Genomic DNA, 14016 nt, shown 5'->3' with positions numbered 1-14016 from the left:
CCTTAGGGCTGTCCAGGCTCGCGTTCCCGCGCCGGTTTGACAAAGCGCCAGACCCGGCGCGCCAGCGTCAGCCAGGTCCACAGCCGTGCCAGACGTCCGGGCTTGCCGAACAGGCGGGCCAGTCCGACCAGCCCGCCGATGCCCCCCAAGGCTCCCAGCGCCTTCCAGGCCTTGGGCAGGCTGCGCATGAGGCGCCACACGCCCTGGGCCCGGTCCGCCCACTGCAGCGGCTGTTCCAGGCTTCGCACGTCCTGGGCCAGCTGAACCCGCAGCTCCGCACTGCGCAGCTGAAGGTCAATCTGGCGCAGCTTCAGCCGCTGCTGCATGTCACGCCACATCAGCCCGCCTCCGTGTCACCCAGGGCACGCGCGTCCCGGGCCAGCTCGGCCAGACTGGCGCCAAAGGGGTCGCCTTCCGCCAGTTGCCGCTTGGCCCATTGCCAGCTCAGCACCGCCGCCAGGGCCATGCCCAGACCCAGGGCCAGTCCCAGCGGGGCCCGCCAGGTGTCCGGCACCCAGAGCAGGGCGGCGAAGATCAGCATCAGCAGCGAAGCCACGCCCAGCAGCAGGGCCAGCAGCAGGCCGGTGAGCGCGGCAAACAGGCGCAGCAACTGGGACTGAAGCTCCACGCCCAGCAATTCCAGACGCACCCGCGCCAGCGACAGCGTCCGGGCGGCCATCCGGCGCAATCGGTCGGCCAGATTGAGCTCCTGCGACTCCATGTGACTTTCTCCTCGTCCTCGACCGTGTCACCCTACCACTGAATCGGGGGAAACGATGGCGTACAAGCCACATCGGAGAGGGAGGCTTGGGCTAAAGTCAAGGCAACGTCTTGCGCCGCCGCGCATGGGCGTCACGACAAGGTTTCTCAATGTCTGATCGCCAGCATCCGTCGAACTCTGCCGTCGTCGAGGACGACGACGTGCTGCAGTTTCTGGACGACCCAGACACCAGCCGCGAGACCCCGCCCAGCGCCCTCCCCTGGCGCGTGCTCATCGTGGACGATGACACCGACGTCCACAAGGCCACGGAACTGGCCATGCAAGGCCTGCTGGTCGAAGGCCAGCCGCTGAGCTTCCTGCATGCCCGTTCGGCCCTGGAGGCCCGTCGCCTGCTGTCCCGCGAGCAGGACATTGCCGTCGTGCTGCTGGACGTGGTGATGGAATCGGACGACGCCGGTTTGCAACTGGTGCGATATATCCGGGACGAACTGCAGCTAAGCGCCATCCGCATTGTGCTGCGCACCGGCCAGCCGGGTTATGCGCCGGAGATCGAAACGATCCAGGCCTATGACATCAATGACTACAAGACCAAGTCGGAGCTGACCCGCACCCGTCTGTACACGGTGCTGACGGCGGCCATTCGCTCCTACCGGCAGATCCGCGCGCTGGAGGCCAGCCGCGAAGGCATGGAAATGATCGTGGAGGCCAGCGCGGAGCTGGGCCGGCTGCGCGGCATGCAGAGTTTCGCGGAAGGGGTCATCACGCTGCTGAGCGCGCTGCTCGGCACCCTGCCGGACGGACTCGTGTGCGTGCAGAGCGAAACCGACCCCAGCGGCGAAGCGCGGGTGATCGCGGCCGCCGGCCAGTACAGCTCGCTGCTGAACCGTCCACTGCGGCATCTGCCGGTGCAGCGGGTGCGACAGCTGCTGAGCCGCGCCTTCACCCTGGCGGACCATCTGCATGACGACGGCTGCACCGTCATGTACTTCGGGCTGCCCAATGGGCGGGCGATGGCGGTGCTGGTGGAGGTGCCGCGTCCGCTGGGGGACCTGGACCAGCAGTTGCTGCGCGCCTTCAGCTCCAACATCGCGGCCGGTTTCGAGAACGTGGTGCTGTATGGCCAGCTCTCGGACCAGGCCTACAACGACCCGCTGCTGCAGCTGCCCAACCGCACCCGTTTCATCGAGGTGCTGGAGCAGAACCTCAAGTCTCCGGACGGCATCACGCTGGCGCTGATCGACCTGGACGACTTTGCCGACATCAACGACGCCTTCGGCCACCGCTTCGGCGACCAGGTGCTGCAGGCCGTGACGCTGCGCATGGCGGGCCAGCTGGGCCACAACACGGCCATGGCACGGATCTCCTCCAATGCCTTTGGTCTGCTGGGGCCGGAAGAGCTGGTCAATGGCGACCGCATTGCGGAGCTCTTCCAGGACCCGTTCACCGTTTCGGGCGAGCGTTTGCAGCTCAGTGCCACCACGGGCCTGGTGCGACTGGCTGAATCGAGGGCGCTGGGTTCGGAGCTGCTGCTGGATGCGCAGATTGCGCTGAAGCGGGCCAAGGCCATCAATCGCGGCGCCTCGCAGTATTTCCATGCCGAAATGGGCATCGATGCCCGTGAGCGCTTCAAGCTGCTCAAGGGACTGCGGGCCAGCTTTGAAGAGCGGCGGCTGTTCGTGGTCTACCAGCCGCAGGTGGAGCTGGCGACGCAGCAGGTGATCGGGGCGGAGGCGCTGCTGCGCTGGCGCACCTCGGACGGCCAGTTCGTGCCGCCGGACCAGTTCATTCCCTTGGCGGAGCAATCGGGGCTGATTGTCCCGATCGGCGAATTTGTGCTGCGCACGGCGTGTTTTCAGATTGCGCAATTGCGGCGCAATGGATTCAGTGACTTCCGCATTGCGGTGAACATCTCGCTGGCGCAGTTCCGGCACCCGGGTTTCATTGATTCCATTCGGCGCGCATTGAGGGATGCCGAGATTCCGGGCGGTGCGCTGGAATTGGAGATCACTGAATCGATGGCCATGGAAGAGATTTCCACGGTGCTGCGCGTGTTGGCGGAGATCCGCAGCACTGGCGCCACGGTGGCCATTGATGATTTTGGAACGGGGTTCTCGTCGCTCAGTCAGCTCCGTCGCCTGGATGTGGAGCGTCTGAAGATCGACCGCGCCTTTGTGCACGAAGCGCAGAGCAGTGCGGCCGGCGCCACGATTGCGCAGTTGGTGGTGAACCTGGGCTGCAGCCTCGGCATGCGTGTCGTTGCCGAGGGCATCGAGACGGAGGAGCAACGCCAGCACCTGCTGGCGCTAGGGTGCCACGAGGGTCAAGGCTGGCTCTTCGCCCGCCCCATGCCCGCCGACCAGCTCGAAGAATGGATCAGGAATAGGCCCCCCAGTCGCTAACGCTCCTGCCCCCAAGGGGAGAACACTGGCCCCCCAGTCGCTTCGCTCCTGCCCCCAGGGGGCGCCTCCCAGCGGCCTGGCAAAGCCAGTTCCGCGGAAGGACAGGCCCCCCAGTCGCTTCGCTCCTGCCCCCAGGGGGCGCCTCCCAGCGGCCTGGCAAAGCCAGTTCCGCGGGAGTGGCTGGAGGGAGGCCCCAGTCTGCGACTGGGGCCGTTTTTTTCAGCGTCGCGAGATCAAGAGGCCCAGCAGGAGGCCGACGCCGGCGGCGACGCCGATCGATTCCCACGGGTTGGTGTGAACGTATTCGTCAGTGGCCTTGCCCGCCGCCTTGGCGCGGTCGATGGCGGCGGACTGGAAATCACCCAGGCTGCCCTTGGCACGGTCCAGCGTCGCCTGCACACGCGCCCGCAGCTCCGACGCCGTGGCACTGGTCTGGTCCGACGTCGCGCGCAGCAGCGACTCCGCGTCCGTCACCACCTGGTGCAGATCCGCCAGCAGACGGTCGGAAGGATTCTTGGCCATGCTTTTTCTCCTGTTCGTTGAGTTGCTGTTGCAGTGATTCCATCAAGGAATCCAAAGAACCTGGTCACCCTCGCGGGTTCATCACACCTTGTACGTCGTTCCCACCCCTCGCAGCAAGTCAGTCCAGGTAACCGACCCCACTGCACGGGCATCACGCGAACGGTTATTGATTTTGGTCATGCGCCGGATCGAGATCCTGCACAAGAAAATAGCCGTCACGCTGTTGTCCAAACACTCGCAATACCTGTCCCTCCAAGGCCTCCAGCACGGGGTCACGGATCGGATGCCCGCCCTGCCTGCGCAGCAGCACCCGCCGCCCGTCCTCGAGCACCAGCAGCAGCGCCGGCCTTTCGCTTTTGCTGCCACCATCAATCACCTCACGGACCAGCCGACCCGACAAGCAGGTGCGGCCGTCCGCGTCCGGAGGAAACTCAGCGGGCATGCATGCGCCTCACATGCAGGAGCGTGCCGTCCTGCTCGGTCACGACCAGCGCCAGCAGGCGCGCCGCGTTCCATCCTTTGAACACATGGATCCGCCGCTGCCCTGGGGCCCCAGCCACCGTGTAACTGACCCGGCTGCAGGTGGCCGGCGACAGGCCGGACTCCTTCAGCATGGGCTCGATGGCCGACTGCACCGCCGAGGACGGAGGCTGATCGCTGGACTTCAAAGTGGGCAAGGCGCGTGCCAGGTAACGTCCGTCGCGCTCCAGCTTTTCCCGACGAAGCCCACGCACGCCGCGGTCCTGGACCGTCGCGAAGGCTTTGCGGTAGGCCTTGGTGCGGGTCAGCGCATGGCCGGCGAAGGTCACCGGCTGCAGGGACGGATCGCCAAGCAGGTAGAACTGGCCCAGGGTCTTGAGATCCATCGGATCGAGATGAGTGCGCTCGCCGGCAAATTTCTGCCGTGCTTCCAGCAATGCGCGTCCGGTCGACGCGCCGGAGAGCACCCGCTGCAGGAAATACTGGCACAGCAGGTCCGCCGAGCCGTTGCCCTCGCTCGGGCCGTAGGCGATGGTGGTGCTGCCCAGAAAGGCGCAGGCACCGTCCCCCAGATAACGCAGCGCCATCGGCCATTGGCCTTCCGCCAATGCCGGGTCGAACAGCTGCGCCCCATAGCAGCATTCAGCAGCGACCACGGTGCCCGCAGTGATGCGGTCACGGATGAGCGCGGAGCGATGAGACACCGGATAGTCGTCCCCCTGCTGTCCGTAGTACTCCGGCATGTCCTTCTGCCCATGGCAATTGATGAAGTGCATGCGCGGCGCCAGGTCGGCCTTGGTCCAGCGCGGGCCCTGCGGCGGCGAGAGGTGCAACTGGTCGGCATGGCCAAAGGTGTTGGTCAGGCTCAGGCGCGTGGAGGCCTGCCACACCTCGGCCGACAGACCGAAGCTCTCCAGGTAGTTCTCCCTCGGCTGCGCCTTATGACGGGCTGCGGCACGGATCAGTTGCAAGAGCAGGTCGGGCCGGTTCGCGCCCGCCAGGTCGGGCAGCCGGCCGACCACGCGGCTCGGGCCCATGAAACGGTTGGGATCGGTGCTGTAGGCGGCGTCGCAGGCATAGGGCAGGTCGCTGGGCACGACCGGGTCGCTGTCGCCCAATTCACCGCCGTGGGCGGGATTGCGCAGCGGCACCATCGGCAGCACATCCGGGCCGCCCAGCAGCACCACGTAGTGGGGGGCACGCGTCTGCACCAGGGCGTCGATGGCCTTCTTCAGCAGGCGCGCATCGGCCGGCCCCTGCACCGGCGCCAGCCCGATGGCTTTCATCGGCGCGGTCATGTCGATGGCCAGGAGCTGCGTCTCCAGACCGCGGCGCTGGTCCGCAGCCACCAGTTGTTTCAGTGCGGCCTCGATGCGGGCCAGTCCTTCGCTCCGATACTTGCTGCGCAGGGCGCCGCGATGCATGACGATGACTTTGTCCATGATGTCCTTCCCTGTTGGAAGTCCGATTGTGGACAGGACGCACAAGCGCCGCAATCAGGCGCCCCAATCAGCGCCGCGATCAGGAGCCAGCGTGTGCCGCGCAGGCGCCCAGGCTCACGTTTGACTGAGCTGGCCACAATGGACGCACAATCCAGCGCATCGCCTCGCGCAGCAGCCCCAGCAGCTACCAGCAGCCCTCTTCATGCCGGCCTTCGATCTCTTCAAGCGCATCTCCCGAGCTCCGACCAATCCCGGAGCGGCGCCCCCCTCGAGGCAGTTCGACGTCGCCGACCTGTATCGCGGTCCCATCACCACCGGTGCAGACGGTAGCGCCGATCCGGTGCGTCTGGATGAGAAGCTCCGCCAGGCTTATTTCTGGATCGTCAACCACGCCATCATCAGCCCGCATTACGATATCGAGTTCAATGACGGGCCGCCCACCACCTTCACCGTGGGCGACACGCGCCGCACCCTGACGCTGCCTTCGGCGCAGAGCTATTCCAGCTTCATCCTGCTGCCGCTGCTGACCTTTGCCACCCGCCGCAAATGCCTGTTTGTCGGTGGCCCCGGTCGGGGCAAGACCGCCAGCGCCCTGCTGATGGGCGTCCTGGCCGGCTACCCGGTGCGGGACGTGCGCCGCGCCATGCAGCACGGCCATCCGCAGATGACGATCGCGGACCTGCTGGGCAACCCCCTGCCCGGCGACCTTGTCCAGGCCCAGCGCATGGAGGACATCCGCATTGCATGGCGCAGCTGGCTGGGCATGCGGGTGAAGATCGTGGACGAATACAACCGCATTCCCACCCGCACCCAGAGCGCGCTGCTCACGGTGATGGGCGACAACTATGCGGAGATCCTGAACCACCTCTATGAATGTCCGGAATCTGCCTGGTATTTGACGGCCAATGACGACCAGGGCGGCGGCACCTACCAGGTGATCGAGGCCCTGCGCGACCGCATCGACGTGGTGGTCCAGGCCCTGGCCTTCAATCCCCGCTTCCTGGAAGAGCTGCAGATGCGGGTCGAGGAAAACCTCAAGCCCGAGGAGATGGTGCCGCCGCAGATCGTCTTCACCGAGCAGGAGATCGACCAGATGGGCGAGGCCATCCGCGCCATCGAGATGCCGGCGCCGGTGCGACGCCGGCTGGAATTCTTCTGCAGCCAGTTCGAGCTGCTGGAGCCGGCCGGCGTGCAGTTCGAATACATGAGCAAGGACACGGCCCGCCTGTCCGGCGTGGAATGGGCCGAGGTGCTGGCGGCGGACAACGGCCGCGACCGCATCAAGGACCTGGGCTGTCAGACGATGAACGGCGTCTCGGTGCGCAACCTGATGTCGCTGCTGCTGTATGCGAAGGCGCTGGCCTACTTCCGGGGCCAGGCCCGCGTCGAGCTGGAGGACCTGCGCCAGATGCTGCCCTTCGTGCTGCACGACAAGCTGCAACCCGACCTGGAGGCGCCCTTCTTCTCGGTGCCCGGTCATGCGGCCTATCGGACGGATCGCCTGAGCTGGCTGCGCCGCTTGTTCGACTTGTCCTGCGAAGAATATGACCGGCTGGACCTGGACCGCGACGATCCGGTGGGCCGTCTGGCGCAGACCTTCGCCGCCGGCCTGGATGGGGTCTCGGAATCCGAGACCCGCAAGCGTCTGGCCGCCATCGAGCGCCTGGTGGGCGAGCTGGTGAAGGGCCGCAAGCTGTACGGCCCGCTGCATGACGACCTGCAGAAGCTCAAATACCTGCATCAGCGCTACACCAACTATCTGCACTGGCTGCGCACGCAGTAACGGAGGGGCGAGGACATGCTGATCTCCCCGCCCCTGGCCCAGGTGCTGGCCGCCGGACGGCGGCAGTTCAACCAGCGCGTGGAAGAGACCCGCCGCCGCACGCCGGGTTTCGATGGGGCCGCCTTCTCCGCCTTCCTGCAGCATCAGCTGGATCCGCTGGTGTCAGCCGTCCACGCGGTCACCCCGGCGCGCACGGCCGCCGTGACCCTGGCCGCCTACGACATCGCCCTGGTGCTGTGCACGCAGGGCCTGGCCGGTCCGGGCGCGCGCCTGCCCCTGCTCAATGACACCTGGCGGACCTTGATGCCCCGGCTCGCATCGCTGATTGCTGAACAGCCGCATGACCTGCTGGGCGCGCTCAGCAATGCCGCGGTGCATCTGGGCACGGTGGAGGGTGCGCGGCCGGCCGAATGGGTGGCCCTGATGGCCGGGCTGGGCCCGCGTTGCGACACCCCGGCCCAGTTGCTGGCGCTGGGTCAGGTGCTGGCCTGGCGGGCCGGCCTGGCCCACTTCAGGAACGGTGCGCTGCGGGCCGCGGCGGCACTACCCGAGCCGCTGCAGCGCGAGGCCCTGCTGGTGCCGCCGGACACGGCGCCCGACGTTTGGCGCGGCAGGCTGGAAGCCACACCCTGGGCAGGCCCGGTGGCGCGGCCGGACGGCTGGACCCTGGGCGATTTCACCGGCTTTGGCGGGCGCTTTGCCACGCCGCCGGAGCTGCGTGTGGCCGACGCAGGGGTGCTGGTGCGCAGCGGTGGCCGGCACTTCATGGCGGTGGCCGACGCGTGTGGGGCGGTGCTGATGGCCAGCACGGCACACGCGTTCGATCAGGGCCAGGCGCCACAACGGCCGGCCTCCGTGCGCCTGCGCGGATCGACCCTTCTGTGGGCCGACCGCGAGCTGGCCCTGGATCTTCCGGAAGAAGGACTGGTGCTGGCCAGCACGGCCCACACGCTGGCCGTTGCATCGCCGTATTCCCATGCCTTGCGTCTGGTGCCGCTGTGAGGGACAGGCCCATGACGACGACATCCGTTTCCGCCACCCCTGAGCCCCAGAAGCCGATGCCTGCGCTGAGCGTCCTCGAGCGCTGGCAGCAGGCCTGGCCCGAGGCGCTGGCCCACTGGAGCCGCTACACCCGGCTGCAGCTGCCGCATCTGTGCGAGAGCCGCGTGGAGGCGGCCGACCAGGGCCTGCAGGGCAGCTTCGCCATGATCCGGCTGGTGGATCAGCGCATCGTCATCGACCTGGCCGCCATCACGGCGCTCGGGCTGGAGGACTACGGCGTGGAGATCCTCGCCCATGAGATCGGCCACCACGTGCTGGTGCCCGGCAACATGACGGATCAGCTGCGCCTGCTCGCCCGCATCCGGGCCGGTCTGCCCACGCTGGAGCGGCTCGCGCCGATGGTGGCCAATCTCTATGCCGACCTGCTGATCAACGACCGACTCCAGCGCCAGCAGTCCCTGCGACTGGCGGACGTCTACCGCCGCCTGGCCGGCGAACGCACGCCGGGCACCACCGAGGTGACCAGCCGCGTCTGGGATCTGTATCTGCGGATCTATGAGCAGTTGTGGAGGCAGCCGCCCGGCAGCCTGGGGTCCGGCCCACGAGACGCGACCCTGGATGGCGACGCCTGGCTGGGGGCGCGACTGGTCCGGGTGTACGCCTCGGACTGGCTGGCCGGTGCAGGTGGATTTGCCGCGCTGCTGCTGCCCTATCTCGTGGAAGATGCGGAACGGGCCGAGCAGGGCGCGGTGCAACATCTGATGGACACACGGTCTGCCGGTGAAGGCGCCGAGCCGTATGGCGGACTGGAGATCGACGACGGCGAAGGTCAGGTCCGGCATCCGGCGAGCGATCCGGCCGTCACCGGCGACGACGCCGCCGAGACGACGCACGAGCACCGCGAGCCGGCGGAAGACGCGGCCTCGGACCTAGCCCACGGGCAGTGCCGGGAGCCGTTTGAATACGGCGAACTGCTGCGTGCCGCCGGCCTGACGATCGACGACCATGAAGCCGCCGTCCGCTATTACCGCCAGCGCGCCCTGCCCCACCTGATTCCATTCCCGCGCCGCAGCCGCCCCGGACGCCCCGAGCCGCTCGTGGAAGGCCTGGACCCCTGGGACATCGGGGATGCGGTGGACCTGATCGATCCGCTGCAGAGCGTGCTGGTGTCGCCCCGCGTCATCCCGGGCGTGACCACGGTGCAGCGCCACTATGGCGAGGACCCGAGCCCCCTGCCGGTGAAAACTCCCATCGATCTGGACCTGTATGTGGACAGCTCGGGCTCGATGCCCAATCCGCAAGTGCGGGTGTCCTATCCGAGCCTGGCCGGCGCCGTCATCGCGCTGTCGGCGCTGCGGGCCGGGGCCCGGGTGCAGGTGACGCTCTGGAGCGGCAAGCAGCAGGAGATGCACACCGACGGCTTTGTGCGCGATGAAGCGGCGATCCTGCGCATCCTCACCGGCTTTTACGGCGGCGGTACCGCCTTTCCGATCCACCGCCTGCGCGAGACCTATCTCACCGCCCGTGCGCGCAGCCGCTTGACCCATGTGCTGATGATCTCCGACGACGGCATCAGCACGATGTTCGACCGCGATGAACGGGGCAACGACGGATGGGACATCTCCGCCCGCGCGCTGTCGGCAGCCGGCGGCGGTGGCAGCATGGCGCTGCAACTGCCGGAAGGCTGGGAACAGATGACCTCCGGCTGGCAGGCGCAGGCCCTGGAGTGCCTTCGGCGCGCACGTAAGCAGCAGGGCTGGGAGATCCATGCCATCCGAGACCTGGAAGACCTGCTGGGCTTTGCACGGGGCTTTGCGCGCCGGCATTACGGGTGATCGCGTGCACCGCGGGATGTACGCCTTCCATGGATTCCGCCGCTTGCGCGAGCTCCGCAGCTTCGACGTCCGATCACGCCCGATTTGCGACAATGCCCCTTCATCGCCTGCTCCCGCGCAGGCCTGACTGCCCCACCCTCATGCTGCTGCCCGGCCCCCCGCTCGACACCCTGCTGCGCCGCCTGACGGACCTGCCGCCGGACTTCCTGGACGAGCCGCGGACCGACAAGGGCGGGCAGGTGCACGTGGCCGCCGTCGTCAACGACCTGCTGGCCCGCGGCCCGGGACGTGCCTCGCTGCAGGAGCTGCGTCGATTCGAAGGGCGCAGCGCCGATCTGCCGCGGCTGCGCATGGCGCTGGTCATGGCGTGGCTGCTCGCCGACGACAGCTTCGCGTCCAGCCGCCTGCCGCGCGCCGCCCTGCTCCATGTGCTGGACGACACGGCCCACGAGCTGGCCGGGCTCGCCCCGGTGCCGACCTATCTGAAGGATCCGGACCGCCGCGAGGAACTGGTGCGGGTGGTGCTGGCGCGGCTGGATCTGCGCCCCGACGGAGAAACTGCGGCGCAGGCCGCTGACCGCCTGTCCGCCCTCAGCGCCACCGAGCGGCGGCGTCTGCTGGAAGCCAGCAAGGCGGCGCAGGCACGGGCGCGTGAGATTCGCGAGGCGCTGGTCAAGAAGGCGGCCGAGGCCTCGGCCGACAAGTGGACCCGCGAGTGACCGGCATGCCGCTGCGCGAGGAGGACCTGGCCTTCTGTCCCACGCTCACCGAGGCGGGCCAGCGCATGCTGGACTTCCTGCGGGAGCATCCGGCCGCGCCGCGCTTCACCAACCAGAGCGGGCCCCGGTTGCTGGCGGCGGAGGTGGAGGCGCTGCGGGACTTCGTGGCGGACGTGCAAAACGCTGACGTCGGCTGGCCACCCGGCGGCCGGCCGGACTGGCTGGACGACTTCGTGGCCCAGACCTGCCGGGAGGTGCCGGCCTACCGCGAGCTGCCCACACTGTCGGGCGGATTCGACGCCCTGCCCACCACCCGCCGCGCCGATCTGGCCGCCGACATTGCCCGCTTTGTGCCGGACCCGGTCCCGGTCGACCGGATGATCAACTTCCGCACCACGGGCACGACCGGGACCCCGCTGCTGATTGCCTCGCATCCGGTGGTGGCCGCGCGCTACCTGGCGTTTCACCTGCGGGCGCTGCGGCGCGTGGCGGTGCAGCCGCATCACCGGCGCGGCCAGGTGGGCGTGGTGCTGCTGGGCATGCAGCAGCGCTGCTTCACCTACGTCAGCGTCACGCCGCTGATGGATGAATCGGGACTGGCCAAGATCAATCTGCATCCCGGCGATTGGCGTCATCCGGACGACCGCACCACCTACCTGGATGCGCTGGCGCCGGAGGTGATCGCCGGAGATCCGCTGTCCTTCGGGGAGCTGCTGACGCTGCCCCTGACCTGCCGCCCGCGTGCGCTGCTGTCGGTCGGCATGACGCTGTCCACCGGCCTGCGGCAGGCGCTGGCGCAACGTTTCGAATGCCCGGTGCTGGACCTCTACTCGATGAACGAAGCCGGGCCGATCGCCGTGTTCGACCCGGCGCTGGGCGGACACCTGCTGCTGCAGCCGCGGCTCTATGTGGAGATCCTCGATGACGAGGGGCATCCCGTGCCGGACGGAGAGCGCGGGGAAATCACGCTGACCGGTGGCTTCAATTTTTGCCTGCCGCTGCTGCGCTACCGCACCGGGGACCACGCCGCTTTGGTCCACACGCCGCAAGGCCCGGTGCTCAAGGGCTTGATGGGGCGGGCACCGGTTCGCTTCCGGACGTTTGATGCGCGCTGGATCAACAACATCGACGTGACCCATGCCCTGGCGCCGTGGCCGCTGACGCAATATGCGCTGCATCAGCACGCCGACGGATCGCTGCAGCTGCGTGTGCCTGCGGCGGCTCTTGACCAGGGACCTGCTCTCACCGGTGCATTGACTGCGCTGCTGGGCCCGCTCCCCGTCGCCCTGGCCCCGCTGCAGGCGGACGACAAGGTTCTGCAATACACATCCGACCTGGAGGCCTGCGGGCCATGACCGATCCGATCGAACTCAGCGCCAGCGCCTTCACCACCCTGTCCATCCTGCTGGCGGCCCGCAACAGCGTGCACACCTGGTGGACCGGCATCGTGGGTTGCGTGCTCTTTGCCGTCACCTTCTTCCAGGTGGCGCTTTATGCCGACGTGACGCTGCAGGGCTTTTTCCTCGTCACCAGCGTGCTGGGCTGGTGGCACTGGCAGCGCGGCCAGGGGGGTGCTTCGAAACCGATCAGCCGCACGACGCGTCGCGAATGGACGGTCGCCGTGCTGATGTCGGTGGCGGTGACCGGCGGATATGGATGGCTGCTGGGTCGCCTGACCGATGCCTATGCGCCCTTCCTCGATTCGGCGGTGCTGGCCTTGAGCGTGGTGGCACAGATCTTTCTGCTGCGTCGTCGGCTGGAGAACTGGCCGGTGTGGGTGGTCGTGAACACCTTGTCGGTGCCGCTGTATGCGAGCCGGGGGCTGTGGCTCACGTCGCTGCTCTATGCCGCTTACTGGATCAATGCCTGGTATGGGTGGTGGACCTGGCGACGCCTGTATCGCGCGCAGAGCCGGGCTGCTGAGTCCGCACCCGGCGGGATGAGCACGGCCATGGCATCGGTGCCTGCGGGCCCTCTCGCATGAGCGGCCCGCACGTCCTTCCGCGACGGTTCCCGCGCGGCCTGGTGGTGGGCAAGTTCTGCCCTCTGCATCTCGGGCACGAACACCTGATCCAGCACGCGCAGCAGCACTGCGACGAGCTGGTGGTGCTGAGCTACACCGAGCCCGGCTTCCCCGGCCTGGACCGGGAACGACGTGCGGCCTGGCTGGCTGCACGTTTTCCGGCGCTGCGCTGCCATGTCCTGGACCCTGAACATCTTTCGCGTTTGTGTCATGACCATGGCGTTGCGCCCCGGCAGATTCCCGCGGACGACGCCCCTGGAGACGTGCATCGCCACTTCGTCGCCGGATTGATGCTGGATCTGTTTGGAGGCCCGGTCCAGGCGGTCTTCACCAGCGAAACGTATGGCGACGGCTTTGCCGCGGTCCTGTCACAGGTGTTCGGAGCACCGGTGCGCCATGTCTGCGTCGACCTGCATCGAGTGCAGGTGCCCGTCTCGGGCACGCAGGTGCGAAGGGACCCGCTGGCCCATCGGCATCTGCTGAGTCCGGAAGTATTCGCCGACTTCATGCCCCGCATCGCGCTGCTGGGCGGGGAGTCCACCGGCAAGACCACCCTGGCCCGTGCACTGGCGCAGTCGCTGAACACGGCCTGGGTGCCGGAATTCGGGCGCACGCTGTGGGAGCAGCAGGCGGGACGCCTGAGCTTTGAGGACATGGCGCTCATCGGCAGCACGCAGATCGCGCATGAGGTGCAGCAGGCGCAGCGCGCGCAGGGCTGCCTGATCTGCGACACCACGCCGCTCACCACGCGTTTGTACAGCGAGTGGATGTTTGGCCAGGTGGACCCCGTTCTCAGCGCAGCGGCCGAGCGCCGCTACACCCTGACCGTGCTGTGCGACACCGACATTCCGTTCGAGCAGGACGGCACCCGGCAGGCGGCGGACTCCCGGCTGATGCAGCAGGCGCGCTACCGGCAGGAACTCTCGGACAGGAACGTGCCGTTTGTTGAGGTGTCGGGCTCGCTGGACCAGCGTCTGTCGATGGCGGTGCGGGCGATTCAGGCTGCTGTGAAGCGGGAGGATGGCGCGCATCCGGTGAAGAGCGCGCCATAAAGAAAAAGGCGGCCGAAGCCGCCTTGGAGGCCACGGGC

At 67.8% G+C, this 14016-nt stretch carries 13 protein-coding genes; 8 read left to right on the top strand and 5 right to left on the bottom strand.

The annotated features are described in order from the left end of the window. Positions 1–2 precede the first annotated feature (2 nt). Complete coding sequence (locus tag DES44_RS00555; RefSeq protein ID WP_058936664.1) at positions 3–338, bottom strand: hypothetical protein; 336 nt, start codon at positions 336–338, stop codon at positions 3–5. After that, complete coding sequence (locus tag DES44_RS00550; protein ID WP_058936665.1) at positions 338–721, bottom strand: phage holin family protein; 384 nt, start codon at positions 719–721, stop codon at positions 338–340. Before DES44_RS00550 ends, DES44_RS00555 begins: the two co-directional genes overlap by 1 nt. Positions 722–870: 149 nt before the next feature. Here DES44_RS00550 and DES44_RS00545 point away from each other — a divergent pair, with 149 nt between their 5' ends. Further along, complete coding sequence (locus tag DES44_RS00545; protein ID WP_058936666.1) at positions 871–3120, top strand: putative bifunctional diguanylate cyclase/phosphodiesterase; 2250 nt, start codon at positions 871–873, stop codon at positions 3118–3120. Between the two features lie 219 nt (positions 3121–3339). On the opposite strand, the gene DES44_RS00540 is transcribed toward DES44_RS00545, so the two are convergent. The 3 genes from DES44_RS00540 to DES44_RS00530 form a co-directional block, all read right to left on the bottom strand. Next, a complete protein-coding gene (locus tag DES44_RS00540) occupies positions 3340–3642 on the bottom strand; it encodes an ElaB/YgaM/YqjD family protein (RefSeq protein ID WP_058936667.1) in 303 nt (100 codons plus the stop codon). Between the two features lie 163 nt (positions 3643–3805). Next, positions 3806–4084 carry a hypothetical protein gene (locus tag DES44_RS00535; RefSeq protein WP_058936668.1) on the bottom strand — a complete coding sequence of 93 codons (279 nt, stop codon included), beginning with the start codon at positions 4082–4084 and terminating at the stop codon, positions 3806–3808. Further along, positions 4074–5564, bottom strand: a complete 1491-nt coding sequence (locus tag DES44_RS00530; protein ID WP_058936669.1) for a C25 family cysteine peptidase — start codon at positions 5562–5564, stop codon at positions 4074–4076. The genes DES44_RS00535 and DES44_RS00530 overlap by 11 nt, the downstream gene beginning before the upstream one ends. Before the next feature lie 202 nt (positions 5565–5766). Between DES44_RS00530 and DES44_RS00525 the strand changes: the two genes are divergently transcribed. The 7 genes from DES44_RS00525 (at position 5767) to DES44_RS00495 (ending at position 13978) form a co-directional block, all read left to right on the top strand. Next, positions 5767–7347: an AAA family ATPase gene (locus tag DES44_RS00525; RefSeq protein WP_058936670.1), complete on the top strand. Its 1581-nt coding sequence runs from the start codon at positions 5767–5769 to the stop codon at positions 7345–7347. 15 nt (positions 7348–7362) lie between these two features. Next, on the top strand, positions 7363–8349 hold the full coding sequence (locus tag DES44_RS00520; RefSeq protein ID WP_083525883.1) for a hypothetical protein: 987 nt from the start codon (positions 7363–7365) through the stop codon (positions 8347–8349). Positions 8350–8360: 11 nt separating this feature from the next. Next, a complete protein-coding gene (locus tag DES44_RS00515) occupies positions 8361–10184 on the top strand; it encodes a vWA domain-containing protein (protein WP_232309853.1) in 1824 nt (607 codons plus the stop codon). A 140-nt stretch (positions 10185–10324) separates the two neighbouring features. Then, positions 10325–10903 carry a hypothetical protein gene (locus DES44_RS00510; protein WP_232309854.1) on the top strand — a complete coding sequence of 193 codons (579 nt, stop codon included), beginning with the start codon at positions 10325–10327 and terminating at the stop codon, positions 10901–10903. A 5-nt stretch (positions 10904–10908) separates the two neighbouring features. Beyond that, positions 10909–12258: an AMP-binding protein gene (locus DES44_RS00505; RefSeq protein WP_058937631.1), complete on the top strand. Its 1350-nt coding sequence runs from the start codon at positions 10909–10911 to the stop codon at positions 12256–12258. After that, positions 12255–12887, top strand: coding sequence for a nicotinamide riboside transporter PnuC (gene pnuC, locus DES44_RS00500; RefSeq protein WP_058936673.1), 633 nt, complete (start codon positions 12255–12257; stop codon positions 12885–12887). The genes DES44_RS00505 and pnuC overlap by 4 nt, the downstream gene beginning before the upstream one ends. Next, positions 12884–13978, top strand: a complete 1095-nt coding sequence (locus DES44_RS00495; protein ID WP_083525884.1) for an AAA family ATPase — start codon at positions 12884–12886, stop codon at positions 13976–13978. The genes pnuC and DES44_RS00495 overlap by 4 nt, the downstream gene beginning before the upstream one ends. Positions 13979–14016: the final 38 nt, after the last annotated feature.

Origin of the sequence: Roseateles depolymerans (assembly GCF_003387155.1) — a bacterium.
GTDB lineage: Bacteria > Pseudomonadota > Gammaproteobacteria > Burkholderiales > Burkholderiaceae_C > Roseateles > Roseateles depolymerans.
The sequence above is the reverse complement of the archived record's forward strand: the minus strand, read 5'-3'. Positions and strand labels throughout refer to the sequence as shown.